We start from the raw sequence: 15,127 nt of genomic DNA, 5'->3' as shown, positions 1-15,127 counted from the left end.
CCCGCCGCCGCGGTGCGGTGACGGGTCGAATGACGAGGGAGGCGGACGCTCAGCCGCCCACGGCCTTGAGCCACGCGCGGCGCGCATCGAGCGCCTCGCGCGCCTCGGCGACGGCCTTGGCATCGCCGGCGGCCTCCGCTTCGGCGAGTTCGGCCTCGAGCTTCGCGATCGCATCGTGCAGCTGGCCGAGCATGCCCTCCGAGCGCGCCTTCTTCTCGGGGTCGTCGCGCTCCCAGCGCTCGTCCTCGAGGGCGCGGACGTGGTTCTCGACCTTGCGCAGGCGGTCCTCGACGGTGCGCACCTGGTCGCGCGGGACGCGGCCGATCTCGTCCCAGCGGCGCTGGATGCCGTTCAGCGTGGACCGTGCCGCCCGCGCGTCCTTCGCGGTGAGCAGCGCGTCGGCCTCGTCGAGCAGTGCGAGCTTCTGCGTGAGGTTCGCGCGGTACTCCTCGTCGTCCTTCGCGTCGATCTCGGCCTTGGCCTGGAAGAGCACGTCGCCGGCGGCCTTGAACTTCGCCCAGAGCGCGTCGTCGACCTTCTTGCCCGCGCGTCCCGCCTGCTTCCACTCGTCGAGCAGCGCCCGATACTCGACGACGCCGTCGGCGCCGCGAGGGGCCAGGGCCTCGGCGCGCTCGATGAGCCGCTGCTTGCGCTGGCGCACCTCGCGGTGCGCGGCGTCGAGCTCCGCGAAGAACGCCTTCCGATGCTGCTCGATCGTCGAGCGTGCGGCGCGGAATCGCTTCCAGAGTTCGTTGGCCTCGCCCTTCGGCAGTCGCGGGCCCTCCTGCTGGTGCTGCTGCCAGCGCGCGAACAGCGCGTCGAGGTCGGCGGAGGTCTGCTTCCACTGGGTCTTCGCGGGGTCCTGCGCGGCGAGGGCCTCGGCCTCCTCGACGATGCGGGTGCGCTCGGCGATCGCGTCGGCGAGCGCGGCCTTCGCCTCGGCCTGCTGCTGCGCGGTGAGCTCCTGCGTCGTGCCGGACAGGGCCTCGAGTCGGCGAGTGAGCGCGTCGAGGTCGCCGACGGCGTGGGCGTCGGCGACGCTCGCCTGGAGGGTGGCGACGGCCTTGGCGACATCCGCTGCCGGTGCACCGCGGCGCACGCGCTGCTCGAGCAGTCCGACCGCGCCGGCGAGGTCGGCGTACTTGCGTTCGAAGTAGGCCAGCGCCTCCTCGGGGGTCGCATCGGGGTACTGCCCGACCTCGCGCTCGCCCTCGCCGGTCCGCACGAAGACGGTGCCCGTCTCGTCGACGCGGCCCCACGGTTGCTGTGCTGAATCGGTCACGAACCCACCCTGTCGTCGTGCGGATGCCGCGTGCGCGGCGGATGACGGCATCAAGCCTATTGCACCCCCGGGGACGGCGTCGGTCGCGACCGGACCCGGACGCGCGCGCTCACTCGACGACGAACGACGTGATGCTCACCGGCCGGACCGGCGCACCGTCGGTGGCGTCCTCGGCGACGCCCTGGTCGGTGATGTCGGCTCGCAGCGCATCGAGCCCGTCGGTCACGCGGCCGATCACCGTGTAGCCCCCTGCGGCGTCGGAGGGGATCGTCGAGTCCTCGTACACGATGAAGAACTGGCTGCCCTGGCTCTCGGCGACCCCGCCCTGGCGGGCCATGGCGATGGTGCCCGCCGGGTAGACGTCGTCGGCCGGAGCGTTCTCGATGGGGCCGTAGCTGTACCCGGGGCCGCCCGAGCCGTCGCCGTTCGGGTCGCCGCACTGGAGCACGAAGATGCCCTCGGTCGTGAGGCGGTGGCAGGTGAGTCCGTCGTAGAACCCGGAGTCGACGAGGCTCACGGTGCTCGCGACGCCCTGCGGCGCGGCGGCTCCGTCGAGCTCGATCGAGAGCGCGGTGTCGTTGAGCGTGATCGCGCCGACCCAGGTGCGACCCTCGGCGAGGTCGGGCGACGGGACCTCGGCGGCCTCCGCCGTCGGCGTCGGCGTGGGGGTGGGCTCCGCCGCGGGCGTGCCGGGGCCGCCGGAGAAGTAGAAGAGCTGCGCGCCCGTCGCGAGTGCGAGCACCACGACGAGGCCGATGCCGGCGAGCACGTTGTCCCGCGTCCGGCGGCGGACCGCGCGGCGGTGCACCTCCTGGCGGGCCTGGTAGGTGCGGAGGCGCGAGCGCTCCTCGCGCGCCTGACGGTCGTTCGTTGCCACGCTGCTCCTTCGGGGGAATCCTGCGGAGGAGAGCCTACGCAACCGCGGCGCGCCCGGGCGAATCGGGCCCGCCCGTCCGGGTGCGGGCGGTGTCGGTCGCCGCGATTACGCTGTCCGCATGGTGGATTCGGCCCAGGGGTTGCGTGCGGGCGCGACCCCGCTCGCGGTGCGCATGCGACCGCGGAGCCTCGATGAGGTGGCCGGCCAGCGGCACCTCCTGACGCCGGGGTCACCGCTCGTGGCGCTCGCGGCCGACCGTACCGGGGAGTCCGGCGCGGTCTCGGTGATCCTGTGGGGGCCGCCGGGCACCGGCAAGACCACGCTCGCCCAGGCGATCGCGCGGTCGTCGGGGCGCAAGTTCGTCGAGCTCTCGGCCGTGACGGCCGGCGTCCGCGACGTCCGGCAGGTGATGGAGGCCGCGCGCGCCGATCGCGACCTGTACGGCGTCTCCACGGTGCTCTTCCTCGACGAGATCCACCGGTTCACCAAGGCCCAGCAGGACGCGCTCCTGCCCGGCGTGGAGAACGGCTGGGTGATCCTCGTGGCGGCGACCACTGAGAACCCGTCCTTCTCCGTGATCTCGCCGCTGCTCTCGCGCTCGCTGCTGCTCACCCTCGAGACGCTCGACGACGACGACCTCGGGATGCTCGTCGATCGGGCCGTCGCCGACCCGCGCGGCCTCGGCGGCCGCGTCGAGCTCGCGTCGGAGGCGCGTGCGGCCATCGTGCGCCTCGCCTCGGGCGACGCGCGACGCGCGCTGACCGCCCTCGAGGCGGCATCGACCTCGGCCATCAGCGCGGCCGCGCACGCGACGTCGGCGGATGCCTCGGGCGATGCCGATGGCCTCGACGACGATGCCGAAGGCGAATCGGCCGATGGCGGATCGGCCGATGACGACGACAGCGACGGCGCCGGGGGAGACGGAGTCGAGGCCGGCGGCCAGCCGCTCCCGCTGATCACGCCTGAGGTGGTCGCGCGGGCCGTGGACCGCGCCCTCCTCCGCTACGACCGCGACGGCGACGAGCACTACGACGTGATCAGCGCGTTCATCAAGTCCGTGCGCGGCAGCGACGTCGATGCCGCGCTGCACTACCTCGCTCGCATGATCGAGGCCGGGGAGGACCCGCGCTTCATCGCCCGTCGGATCATCGTGCTGGCGTCGGAGGACATCGGCATGGCCGACCCGACGGCACTCGGCGTCGCGGTCGCCGCCGCCGACGCCGTGCAGTACATCGGCATGCCCGAGGGGCGGATCCCGCTCGCCCAGGCGGTCGTGCACCTCGCGACCGCGCCGAAGTCCAATGCGGCGTACCTCGGGATCGACGCCGCGCTGGCCGACGTCCGGGCGGGCCGTGCCGGGCGCGTCCCGAAGCACCTCCGCGACGCGCACTACCCCGGCGCGAAGCGGCTCGGGCACGGCACGGGCTACGCGTACCCGCACGACGACCCGATCGGCGTGGTGCCGCAGGAGTACCTGCCCGATCCGCTCCGCGGCGCCGTGTACTACACGCCGACCGAGCACGGCAACGAGCGCGAGGTGTCGGCCCGGCTCGCGAAACTGCGCCGGATCGTGCGCGGTCAGCGCTGACCGGGCGCTCGTGGTAGGATCGTCGCTGGCCTGAAGCCAGATTCTCGCGTGCGGCTGCGCGGTCTCCACGGCGAAGGGACGCGACCTGTAGCCGGTCGCCCCGTGGCGAACCCCTCTGAACATCGTCTTTCCGGCGCCGAGCGCGCCCGGAACCACACCGTTTGAGAATCCTCCGAAAGGACATCGTGACCAACCAGTCCCGAAGCAAGACCCGCCTCTCCCGTGCGCTCGGCGTCGCCCTCACCCCGAAGGCCGCCAAGTACATGGAGAAGCGTCCGTACGCTCCCGGTGAGCACGGCCGCACCAAGCGCAAGCAGGACTCCGACTACGCCGTGCGCCTCCGCGAGAAGCAGCGCCTGCGCGCCCAGTACGGCATCCGCGAGAAGCAGCTCCGCATCGCGTTCAACGAGGCCCGCCGCACCGACGGCCTGACCGGTGAGAACCTGGTCGAGCTGCTCGAGATGCGCCTCGACGCCCTCGTGCTCCGCGCCGGCTTCGCCCGCACCATCTCGCAGGCCCGCCAGTTCGTCGTGCACCGCCACATCACCGTCGACGGCAAGCTCGTCGACCGTCCGTCCTTCCGCGTGAAGCCGGGCCAGGTCGTGGGCGTCAAGCAGCGCTCCGAGGGCACCGAGCCCTTCCAGGTCGCGGCCGCCGGCGGTCACGTCGACGTGCTCCCCAAGACCCCGGGCTACCTCGAGGTCGAGCTCGACAAGCTGCAGGCCACCCTCGTGCGTCGCCCGAAGCGCGCCGAGGTGCCCGTCACGTGCGACGTCCAGCTCGTCGTCGAGTACTACGCCGCCCGCTAGTCGGCGGTACGCCCGAACGGGGTCGCGGTTCGCCGCGGCCCCGTTCGTCGTCTCCCCGCGGCATCCGTCGCACGCCCTAGACTGAGGAGATGCGTGCGCACCGCGCGGCGCGAGCACGACCCATCGAGGAGTGAGACGTGAAGAGCATCCTGTGGTTCACCGTCGGCGTCGCGGCCGGATTCGCCGTCGCGCACCAGGTCAACCGCACGGCCCAGGGCCGTGAGTTCTTCTCGGGGATCGACGCCAAGGCGCGTGCGTTCGGACGCGCGGTGGCCGAGGGCTACCACGCCCGCGAGGCCGAGCTCCGGGCGGCCGACGACCACTAGTCGCGGCGCGCGACGCATCCCGCGCCACGCGCGGGACGTTCCACCATCCCCACGAACCAGAACGGAACCATGCAGACTGCCGAGATCCGCCAGCGCTGGCTGGACTTCTTCGCCGAGCGCGGCCACACGGTCGTGCCGTCGGCCTCGCTCGTGTCCGACGACCCGTCGCTGCTCTTCACGGTCGCCGGCATGGTCCCGTTCGTGCCGTACCTGACCGGCGTGGTCCCCGCGCCGTACCCGCGCGCGACGAGCGTGCAGAAGTGCATCCGCACGAACGACATCGAGGAAGTGGGCAAGACGCCTCGCCACGGCACGTTCTTCCAGATGAACGGCAACTTCTCGTTCGGCGACTACTTCAAGGAGGGGGCGATCACGGCGGCGTGGGAGCTCCTGACCACCTCCGAGGCCGAGGGAGGCTACGGCTTCGACCCGAAGGATCTCTGGGTCACGGTCTACGAGGACGACGACGAGGCGCGCGAGATCTGGAAGCGCGTCGCGGGCCTTCCGGACGAGCGGATCCAGGGGCTCGGCAAGGACACGAACTACTGGCACACGGGGCAGCCCGGCCCTGCGGGCCCCTGCTCGGAGATCTTCTTCGACCGCGGGCCCGAGTACGGCATCGACGGCGGTCCGGCCACGGACGACGACCGGTACGTCGAGATCTGGAACCTCGTGTTCATGCAGTACCTCATCGCCGACGTGAAGTCGAAGGTCGACTTCACGATCGTGAAGGAGCTGCCGAAGAAGAACATCGACACCGGCATGGGCCTCGAGCGCGTCGCGTTCATCAAGCAGGGCGTCGACAACATGTACGAGATCGACCAGGTCCGGCCGGTGCTCGACGCGGCAGCGCGCCTCTCCGGCCGTCGCTACGGCGCCGACCACGAGGACGACGTGCGCATGCGCGTCATCGCCGACCACATCCGCTCGTCGCTCATGCTCATGAGCGACGGCGTGACGCCGTCCAACGAGGGCCGGGGTTACATCCTGCGTCGCCTGCTCCGCCGCAGCATCCGCGCGATGCGCCTGCTCGGCGTCGAGGGGCCGACCTTCCGCGAGCTGTTCGCGGCGTCGCGCGACGCGATGAAGGCGGCCTACCCCGAGGTCGCGACGAGCTACACGCAGATCGAGCAGCTCGCCCTCGGCGAGGAGGCGACCTTCCTCCGCACGCTCACGGCGGGGACGGCGATCCTCGACACCGCGGTCGCGAAGACGAAGGCGGATGGCGCGGCCGAACTCGCCGGCGACACCGCCTTCCTGCTCCACGACACCTACGGCTTCCCGATCGAGCTCACGCTCGAGATGGCCGAGGAGGCCGGGCTCGCGGTCGACCGCCCGGCGTTCGACACGCTCATGGCCGACCAGCGCTCGCGCGCGAAGGCCGATGCGAAGTCGAAGAAGAAGGTGCTCGCCGACCTCTCGGTCTACAGCGACTTCCGCGCCAGGGGCGAGACCGTGTTCACGGGGTACACCGACCTCGTGACCGACTCGAGCGTGCTCGGCATCCTGGTCGACGGCCGACCCGTGGCCTCGGCGATCGCCGGGCAGACGGCCGAGGTCATCCTCGCGGAGACGTCCCTGTACGCCGAGTCCGGCGGCCAGGCGCCCGACCAGGGCCGCATCGTCGGCGACGGCTTCGAGCTGAAGGTGCTCGACGTGCAGAAGCCCGTCAAGGGGCTCATCAGCCACACCGTGTCGGTGACGACCGGCGAGGTCGGCGTCGGGGTCCCGGCGACGAGCATCGTCGACGAGGACTACCGCCGCGGCGCGACGCAGGCCCACTCCGGCACGCACCTCGTGCACGCGGCGCTCCGACAGGTCCTCGGGCCGACCGCGCACCAGTCCGGCTCGTTCAACAAGGCGGGCTACCTGCGCCTCGACTACGGCTGGAACCAGGCGCTGTCGGCCGAGACCCGCAGCGAGATCGAGGAGGTCGCGAACGGCGCCGTGCGCGAGAACCTCGAGGTCGTCACGCGCGAGATGCCGATCGACGAGGCCAAGGCCCTCGGGGCGATGGCGCTGTTCGGCGAGAAGTACGGCGACGTCGTGCGCGTCGTCGACATCGGCGGCCCGTGGTCGCGTGAGCTCTGCGCGGGCACGCACGTGGCGCGCAGTGCCGAGGTCGGCATGATCAACATCGTCGGCGAGTCCTCGGTCGGTGCGTCGAACCGTCGCGTCGAGTCGCTCGTCGGCAAGGACGCGTTCCAGCGGTTCGCCGCCGAGCGCGCCCTCGTGCAGGAGCTCACCGGGACGCTGAAGACGCGTCCGGAGCTGCTGGTCGACCGGGTCGGCGAGCTCGTCGCGAGCCTCAAGGCGGCCGAGAAGAAGATCCAGGCGTTCGAGGCGAAGGCGCTGAACGACCGTGTCCCGGACCTCGCCTCGAAGGCGGAGCGCGTCGGCGACCTGCTGCTCGTGACCGAGGCCGTCGGCCGGCTCGGATCGGGCGATGAGCTGCGTTCGCTCGCCACGGCCGTGCGCGGCCGGCTCGGCGACGCGGCCTCCGTCGTCGCGCTCGTCGGCGAGGTCGGCGGGAAGCCGCTCGCGATCGCCGCGACGTCGCCGGCTGCGCGCGACGCGGGAGCGAACGCCGGCACGATCGCGAAGGCCATGGCCGCGGCGCTCGGCGGCGGCGGCGGCGGGAAGCCCGACCTCGCGCAGGGCGGCGGCACCGACCTCGGCGCGATCCCGGCGGCGCTCGGCGCCGCGCGGACCGCATCGGGAGCCTGATCGTGCGATCGGGCGCGCGACTCGGCATCGACGTCGGCCGGGCGCGGATCGGCGTCGCACGGTGCGACCCCTCGGCGATCCTCGCGGTGCCCGTCGAGACGGTCGCCCGGAGCGCCGACGACGACGGCACCGACCTCCGTCGCGTGCTCGAGCTCGCGGCCGAGTTCGAGGCCGTCGAGCTCGTGGTCGGGCACCCGCTCTCGCTCTCCGGCCAGGCGACCGCGTCGACCGCCGACGCCGTCGGGTTCGCCGAGCGACTCGCGGCGGCCGGGGCGTCGGTGCGACTGGTCGACGAGCGGATGTCGACGGTGAGTGCGCAGCAGGCGCTGCGCTCGGCCGGCAAGTCGTCGAAGAAGCAGCGTCCGATCATCGACCAAGCTGCAGCCGTTATCATTCTGCAACACGCCATCGATGCCGAACGGGCATCGGGTTCCGCCCCCGGACGCACGATCTCCGTCGAGGAAGGCCCCTGACCTCGTGACCCAGCTCCCCCCAGAGCGCCGAAACGGCTCCGCGCCGGTGCCGTCGCCATCCGACCCCTCCGGGGCCGATCGCGGCACCGCACCCGGTCCGACGCCCGCGCCGAGGACCAGGCGGGAGCTGCGGGAGATGGAGCAGCGGCAGGCGGCGGAGGCCGCCGAGCGCGAGGCCGCCATCGAGGCCCGACGTGCCGCGGCCGAGGAGGCGGAGCGGGTCGCCGAGGCCGAATGGCGTGCCGCGCAGGAGGCCCGGCGCGTCGAGGCGCAGGCCCCGCGCCGCCCGCAGGTCCCGCCGCCGCAGTCCGCCCGCGCCGCGGCGACCGGCCCGATGGGGTTGCCCGGCCAGCACCCCGTCCAGTCGCCGGCGCGCGAGCAGGCGGGCCACTGGGACGACGAGGGCGTGCACGGGCACGAGGCCTACGACGATGTCTACGACGATGCCCGCTACGCCGTCGACGACACGCTCGCCGCGGCATCCGCCGCACCGGCCCGCGGGCGCGCCGGCGGCTCGCCGGAGGAGTGGCCGCCGACCGGCGGTCGCGGGCTCGTCACCGAGGCCGACCCGCACGACCTGGACCCGTTCGCCGACATCGACGACGACGCGACGCGCCCGTCGCGCGCCGACCGGCGCGCCGCCGCGGCATGGGAGTTCGAGGAGCACGAGCGAGAGCCGAACCGCCGCCGACGCGGCGCGTGGGGCTGCCTCATCGCGCTGATCGTGCTGGGTGCGCTCGTCGCCGGTGCCGCGTTCTTCCTCCAGGGGCCGATCACGTCGCTCATGGAGCGCTTCCAGCCGCCGGAGGACTACACGGGCGCCGGCACCGGCGAGGTGGTCTTCATGATCAACGAGGGCGACGGCGGCGAGACCATCGCGGGCAACCTCGAGGAGCAGGACATCGTCGCCTCGTCGGAGGCCTTCATCGAGGAGGTCACGAGCCGGTCCGAGCAGCCGATCTTCTACCCCGGCGCGTACCGGATGGCGAACCAGATGAGCGCCTCGGACGCGCTGGACGCGCTGCTCGACCCCGAGAACAAGCTCGAGAACACGTTCGTGATCCAGGAGGGGCTCTGGGCTCGCGACGCCCTGGCGAACGCGTCGGCCGCGACCGGGATCCCGATCGAGGAGCTCGAGGCCGCCGCATCCGACCCGCAGGCCCTCGGCCTGCCGGCCGAGGCCACGAGCGTCGAGGGCTTCCTCTTCCCGGCGACCTACACATTCGGGCCCGACGTCACCGCCGACGAGGTCGTGCAGACGCTCGTCGACCGCTCCTTCCAGTCGCTCGACGAGGCCGGGGTGGCGCCGGAGGACCGTTGGGAGACCGTGATCATCGCCTCCCTCATCGAGCGCGAGGCGGGGTCCGAGGCCGATGCGTACAAGGTGTCCCGGGTCATCCGGAACCGCCTCGACGAGAACCAGTTCCCGACCCGGCTGCTGCAGTTCGACTCGACGGTGCACTACGGGACCGGCGACGACACCCTCGTCACGACCACCGACGCCGAGCGCGCCGACGCCTCGAACCCGTACAACACGTACGTGCATCCGGGGCTCCCGCCGGGGCCGATCGGCAACCCGGGCGACGTCGCGATCGACGCGGCACAGCATCCGGAGGACGGGCCCTGGCTGTACTTCGTGACGGTGAACCTCGAGACCGGCGAGACCGTGTTCTCCGCGACCTTCGAGGAGCACGAGGCGGCCGTCGAGCAGTTCCTGCGCTACCTCGACGAGAACGGATAGCAAGCGATGGCGACGCCCGGCACGACGAGCGCGACGACGGGGGAGCGACCGGTCCGGCTGGCCGTGCTGGGCTCGCCGATCGCGCACTCGAAGAGCCCGGCGCTGCACCGGTCGGCGTACGACCGCCTCGGCCTCGAGTGGCGCTACGACGCGATCGAGGTGCGATCGGGGGAGCTCGGGGCGTTCCTCGCGCGCGTGCGAGGCGATGCGGATGCCGCGTGGCGCGGCCTCTCGCTGACGATGCCGCTGAAGCACGAGGTGCTCGAGCACCTCGACGGGGCCGACCGCCTCGTCGACCTCGCCGGCGCGGCGAACACCGTGCGGTTCGCCGACGACGGCTCCCTGCAGGGGTTCAACACCGACATCGGCGGCATCGTCCGGACGCTCGGTGAGGCCGACCTGCGCCGGGTGCACCGCGGCGTGCTGATCGGCGGCGGGGCGACGGCGTCGTCGGCGCTCGTGGCCCTCGCCGAGCTCGGCGCCGCCGAGGTCGACGTGCTGGTGCGGAACCCCGACCGGGCGGTCGGCGTCCAGGACCTCGGGCGACGGCTCGGGCTCGTGGTCCGGGTGCGACCGCTCTCGGAGCTCGCGGATGTGGCATCCGCCGACCTGGTCGTGAGCACGGCGCCGGGCGGCTCCGACCTCGGCGTCGTGCCGTCCGACGAGCTGGCCGGCGCGGCGCTGCTGCTCGACGTGGCCTACGACCCGTGGCCGTCGACGCTCGCGACCGCCTGGCTCGAACGCGACGGGCGGGTGACGCACGGGCTCGGGATGCTCCTCCACCAGGCGCTCCTCCAGGTGCGCATCTTCGCGTCGGGCGATCCGTTCGAGCCGCTGCCCGACGAGGCCCGCGTGCTCGACGTCATGCGCCGGAGCCTCTGACGCCGCTGTGGGAGGATGGTGGTCATGCTCCGTTGGCTCACCGCCGGGGAATCGCACGGCCCCGAACTCGTCGCGATCCTCGAAGGCCTCCCCGCAGGCATCCCCGTCTCCCTCGACGACATCCGCGCCGACCTGGCGCGCCGCAAGCTCGGCTACGGCCGCGGCGCGCGCATGAAGTTCGAGCAGGACGAGCTCGCCGTCTCGGGCGGCGTCCGGCACGGCCTGACGCTCGGAAGCCCGGTCGCGCTGCGGATCGGCAACACCGAGTGGCCGAAGTGGCAGCAGGTCATGAGCCCGGAGCCGGTCGACGCGGAGGCGCTCGGTCGTGGCCGGGGAGCGCCGCTCACGCGCCCGCGCCCGGGGCACGCCGACCTCGTCGGCATGCAGAAGTACGGTTTCGACGAGGCCCGGCCGGTGCTCGAGCGGGCGAGCGCCCGCGAGACGGCCGCGCGCGTCGCGCTCGGGGCGGTCGCGCGATCGTTCCTCGCCGAGCTCGGCGTCCGCCTGGTCTCGCACACCGTCGCGATCGGCCCCGTCCAGGTCCCCGAGGGCAGCGAACTGCCGATGCCGGCCGACGTCGACCGGCTCGACGCCGACCCGCTCCGCTGCTTCGACGCCGCCACGAGCGAGCGCATGGTCGCCGAGGTCGACGCCGCGCACAAGGAGGGCGACACGCTCGGCGGCGTCGTCGAGGTCCTCGCGTACGGCCTGCCGCCCGGACTCGGGTCGCACGTGCACTGGGACCGCCGCCTCGACGCCCAGCTCGCGGCCGCGCTCATGGGCATCCAGGCCATCAAGGGCGTGGAGGTCGGCGACGGCTTCCTCACGACCATGCGGCGCGGCTCCGCCGCGCACGACGAGCTGCACCTGACCGACGGGCGGATCGTGCGCGCGAGCGATCGCGCCGGCGGCACCGAGGGCGGCATGTCCACCGGCACGGTGCTGCGCGTGCGCGCCGGCATGAAGCCGATCGCGACCGTCCCGCACGCCCTTCCCACGATCGACGTCGCGACCGGCGAGCCGGCGCCCGCCCACCACCAGCGCTCCGACGTGTGCGCGGTTCCGGCCGCGGGCGTCGTCGCCGAGGCGATGGTCGCGCTGACCCTCGCGAACGCCGTGCTCGAGAAGTTCGGCGGCGACTCGGTCGGCGAGACCCGCCGCAACCTCGAGGGGTACCTCGCGGCGATCCCCGACGCGCTCGCGAGCGAGGTCGCCGACGGCGCGGTCCGTGCCTGAGCCGGCCGCACCGAGCGCTTCGCCGAGCGGCCGGCGTCCGGTGCCGCTGCCGATCGTGCTCGTGGGGCCGATGGGCTCGGGCAAGTCCCGCGTGGGCGCCCGGCTCGCGGCATCCGTCGGCGCACCCTTCGTCGACACCGACCAGCGCATCGTCGAGCGCCACGGCCCGATCGCCGAGATCTTCGATCGCGAGGGCGAGGCGGCCTTCCGGGTGATCGAGCGCGAGGTGGTCGCCGAAGCGCTCCGCGAGGAGGCGGTCGTCTCGCTCGGCGGCGGCGCGGTGCTCGACGCCGACACGCGCGCCGACCTCGCCGGCCTCGCGGTGGTCCGGCTCGACGTCCGGCCCGAGGCCGTCGCCCCGAGGCTCAGCGGCGGCACCAGGCCGCTGCTCGCGGACGGCGGGATCGAGCGATGGATCCGCATCCGCGAGGAGCGCCGTCCCCTGTACGACGAGGTCGCCGGCCTCAGCATCGACACCACGCGTCGCTCGGTCGCGCGGATCGTCGCGGAGATCACCGAGTGGGCAGGAGGACGCGCATGAGCGCGCACGAGGCGACGGTGATCAGGGTCGGCGGCGAGGAGGGCTACGACGTGCGCATCGGGCGCGGCGTCGTCGACGGGCTCGCCGAGGCGATCGGCGCGTCGGCCCGCAAGGTGCTCGTCGTGCACCCGGCCACGCTCGGCGCGCGCGCCGCGGCGCTCCGCGAGGCACTCGCCGACCGGTTCGAGGTCCTCCTCGCGGAGGTCCCCGACGCCGAGGCGGCCAAGCGCGTCGAGGTCGCGGCGTTCTGCTGGCAGATCCTCGGCCAGGCCGACTTCACGCGGACCGACGTGATCGTCGGCTTCGGTGGGGGCGCGATCACCGACCTCGCGGGCTTCGTGGCGGCGACCTGGCTCCGCGGCGTCCGCATCGTGCAGGTGCCGACGACGGTGCTCGGCATGGTCGACGCGGCCGTCGGCGGCAAGACGGGCATCAACACCAACGAGGGCAAGAACCTCGTCGGCGCGTTCCACGCCCCGGCCGAGGTGCTGTGCGACCTCGAGGTGCTCGACACGCTGCCGAAGAACGAGATCCTCGCGGGCTTCGCCGAGATCGTGAAGGCCGGCTTCATCCGCTACCCCGAGATCCTCGACGTGATCGAGGCCGATCCGGAGGTCGCGACCGACCCCACGACGCCCGAGTTCCGGCGGGTCGTCGAACTCGCCGTGCAGATGAAGGCCGATGTCGTGAGCGAGGACTTCACCGAGCAGGGCCTCCGGGAGATCCTCAACTACGGCCACACGCTCGGGCACGCGGTCGAGCACGCCGAGCGCTACCAGTGGCGTCACGGCGCGGCCGTCGCGGTCGGCATGGCCTTCGCGGCCGAGCTCGGCCGGCTCTCCGGGCGGCTCTCCGACGAGGTCGCCGATCGGCACAAGCGGGTGCTCGACCTGCTGAGCCTGCCGACGTCGTACCCGGCGGGCCGCTGGAACACGCTCCTCGCGACCATGCAGCGCGACAAGAAGGCCCGGGCGGGCCAGTTGCGGTTCATCGTGCTCGACGACCTCGGCAAGCCGACGGTCATGCTCGCACCCGACCAGTCGCTGCTGTTCGCCGCGTACCAGGAGATCGCGTCCTGACGCCTGCATGACGAAAGCGGGCGGATGCCGCGCCGCTAGGCTTCCGGCATGACCACGATCCTCGTCCTCAACGGGCCGAACCTCGGCCGACTCGGCACGCGCGAGCCCGAGGTGTACGGATCGGAGACGCTCGCCGACATCGGCGCGAGCCTCGCGGCATCCGTTCCCGACGACGTGGAGATCGACCTGCGCCAGACCGACGACGAGGGCGAGCTCATCGGGTGGATCCACGAGGCGGTGGATGGCCGGCTCCCGGTCGTGCTCAACCCGGCAGCGTTCACGCACTACAGCTACGCGCTGCGGGACGCGGCGGCGCAGCTGACGACGGCCGGAATCCCGCTCGTGGAGGTGCACCTCTCGAACCCGCACGCGCGCGAGGCCTTCCGCCACACGAGCGTGATCTCCGGCGTCGCCTCCGGCGTCATCGCGGGGTTCGGGTCGGATTCGTACCGGCTCGCGGTCGACTGGCTCCTGCGATCGCCCAGCTGAGTCGACTACACTCGACCAGTCGCACGCCCTTCGGCGTGCCCGCAGACTTCCCCTCCATCGAACGGAAAGCACTTCCATGGCATCCACCGCTGACATCAAGAACGGCGTCGTCCTGAACATCGACGGCCAGCTCTGGAGCGTCGTCGAGTTCCAGCACGTCAAGCCCGGCAAGGGCGGCGCGTTCGTGCGCACCAAGCTGAAGAACGTCGTGACCGGCAAGGTCGTCGACAAGACGTACAACGCGGGTGCCAAGGTCGACATCGAGAACGTCGACCGCCGCGACTTCACCTACCTGTACAACGACGGCGACGGCTTCGTGTTCATGGACCAGACCGACTACGACCAGCTCACCGTCCCGGCGACCGTGGTCGGCGACGCGAAGAACTTCATGCTCGAGAACCAGGCGGTCACGATCGCGCTGAACAACGGCAACCCGCTCTACATCGAGCTCCCCGCGTCGGTCGTGCTCGAGATCACCTACACCGAGCCGGGCCTGCAGGGCGACCGCTCGACCGGCGGCACCAAGGCCGCGACCGTCGAGACGGGCTACGAGATCCAGGTCCCGCTGTTCCTCGAGACCGGCACCAAGGTCAAGGTCGACACCCGCTCGGGCGACTACCTCGGCCGCGTGAACGACTAGTGAGCGCCCGTACGAAGGCGCGCAAGCGCGCCCTCGACATGCTCTACTCGGCCGACATGCGCCAGGTCCCGGTCGAGCAGGTGCTGGTGGCCGAGGCCGAGCGGGCCGTGAACGAGCCCGAGCGGCAGGCGTCGTGGCTGTATGCGCGCGAGATCGTCGACGGCATCGTCGACCACCGCGAGGAGATCGACGAGCTGATCGCCACGCACTCGCGGGGCTGGACCCTGGAGCGCATGCCGGCGGTCGACCGCGCACTCCTCCGGATCGGCGTGTGGGAGATCGTGTACAACGACGAGGTCCCCGACCCGGTCGCGATCTCCGAGGCGGTCGAGGCCGCGACGGTGCTGTCCACGGACGACTCGGCCGGCTTCGTCAACGGCCTGCTCGCCGCCGTCTCGCACGCGAAGGGCTGAGGTCCGGACGGTCGAGTGCCGGAG

At 72.5% G+C, this 15,127-nt stretch carries 15 protein-coding genes; 13 read left to right on the top strand and 2 right to left on the bottom strand.

Annotated elements, in window-relative coordinates; all coding sequences use genetic code 11:
- Positions 1-49: 49 nt before the first annotated feature.
- Together GLX25_RS14760 and GLX25_RS14755 are read right to left on the bottom strand one after the other, a co-directional pair.
- Entirely contained in the window at positions 50-1,282 is a 1,233-nt protein-coding gene (locus GLX25_RS14760) for a DUF349 domain-containing protein (protein ID WP_271192377.1), read from the bottom strand.
- Between the two features lie 109 nt (positions 1,283-1,391).
- Positions 1,392-2,159, bottom strand: coding sequence for a peptidylprolyl isomerase (locus GLX25_RS14755; protein ID WP_166548862.1), 768 nt, complete (start codon positions 2,157-2,159; stop codon positions 1,392-1,394).
- 118 nt (positions 2,160-2,277) lie between these two features.
- On the opposite strand from GLX25_RS14755, the gene GLX25_RS14750 reads away from it, so the two are divergent.
- From GLX25_RS14750 to nusB, 13 genes are all read left to right on the top strand, one after another.
- Entirely contained in the window at positions 2,278-3,747 is a 1,470-nt protein-coding gene (locus tag GLX25_RS14750) for a replication-associated recombination protein A (RefSeq protein WP_155843274.1), read from the top strand.
- A 185-nt stretch (positions 3,748-3,932) separates the two neighbouring features.
- Positions 3,933-4,556, top strand: a complete 624-nt coding sequence (gene rpsD / locus GLX25_RS14745) for a 30S ribosomal protein S4 (RefSeq protein ID WP_166548861.1) — start codon at positions 3,933-3,935, stop codon at positions 4,554-4,556.
- 137 nt (positions 4,557-4,693) lie between these two features.
- On the top strand, positions 4,694-4,882 hold the full coding sequence (locus GLX25_RS14740) for a hypothetical protein (protein ID WP_155843270.1): 189 nt from the start codon (positions 4,694-4,696) through the stop codon (positions 4,880-4,882).
- A 69-nt stretch (positions 4,883-4,951) separates the two neighbouring features.
- On the top strand, positions 4,952-7,609 hold the full coding sequence (gene alaS / locus GLX25_RS14735) for an alanine--tRNA ligase (RefSeq protein ID WP_155843268.1): 2,658 nt from the start codon (positions 4,952-4,954) through the stop codon (positions 7,607-7,609).
- Positions 7,610-7,611: 2 nt separating this feature from the next.
- Positions 7,612-8,082 (top strand): Holliday junction resolvase RuvX, encoded by a 471-nt coding sequence (gene ruvX / locus GLX25_RS14730; RefSeq protein WP_166548860.1) that lies wholly within the window; start codon positions 7,612-7,614, stop codon positions 8,080-8,082.
- A gap of 136 nt (positions 8,083-8,218) precedes the next feature.
- Positions 8,219-9,823, top strand: coding sequence for an endolytic transglycosylase MltG (mltG, locus tag GLX25_RS14725; RefSeq protein WP_166548859.1), 1,605 nt, complete (start codon positions 8,219-8,221; stop codon positions 9,821-9,823).
- 6 nt (positions 9,824-9,829) lie between these two features.
- Positions 9,830-10,705: a shikimate dehydrogenase gene (locus tag GLX25_RS14720; RefSeq protein WP_155843262.1), complete on the top strand. Its 876-nt coding sequence runs from the start codon at positions 9,830-9,832 to the stop codon at positions 10,703-10,705.
- Positions 10,706-10,729: 24 nt separating this feature from the next.
- A complete protein-coding gene (gene aroC, locus GLX25_RS14715) occupies positions 10,730-11,941 on the top strand; it encodes a chorismate synthase (protein ID WP_155843260.1) in 1,212 nt (403 codons plus the stop codon).
- The gene (locus GLX25_RS14710; RefSeq protein ID WP_271192376.1) at positions 11,934-12,482 is read left to right on the top strand and encodes a shikimate kinase; all 549 of its coding nucleotides are present in this window, start codon (positions 11,934-11,936) and stop codon (positions 12,480-12,482) included. Before aroC ends, GLX25_RS14710 begins: the two co-directional genes overlap by 8 nt.
- Positions 12,479-13,561, top strand: a complete 1,083-nt coding sequence (aroB, locus tag GLX25_RS14705) for a 3-dehydroquinate synthase (RefSeq protein WP_155843257.1) — start codon at positions 12,479-12,481, stop codon at positions 13,559-13,561. Before GLX25_RS14710 ends, aroB begins: the two co-directional genes overlap by 4 nt.
- Positions 13,562-13,609: 48 nt before the next feature.
- Entirely contained in the window at positions 13,610-14,050 is a 441-nt protein-coding gene (locus tag GLX25_RS14700) for a type II 3-dehydroquinate dehydratase (protein ID WP_155843255.1), read from the top strand.
- Positions 14,051-14,126: 76 nt separating this feature from the next.
- Positions 14,127-14,690, top strand: a complete 564-nt coding sequence (gene efp / locus GLX25_RS14695; protein WP_155843253.1) for an elongation factor P — start codon at positions 14,127-14,129, stop codon at positions 14,688-14,690.
- Positions 14,690-15,103 (top strand): transcription antitermination factor NusB, encoded by a 414-nt coding sequence (gene nusB, locus GLX25_RS14690; protein WP_166548858.1) that lies wholly within the window; start codon positions 14,690-14,692, stop codon positions 15,101-15,103. The genes efp and nusB overlap by 1 nt, the downstream gene beginning before the upstream one ends.
- The last annotated feature ends 24 nt before the right edge of the window (positions 15,104-15,127 follow it).

The organism is Agromyces luteolus, assembly GCF_009729855.1.
Lineage (GTDB): Bacteria > Actinomycetota > Actinomycetes > Actinomycetales > Microbacteriaceae > Agromyces > Agromyces luteolus.
Note: the sequence above shows the minus strand (reverse complement) of the source record. Positions and strands in the feature narration are given on the sequence as shown.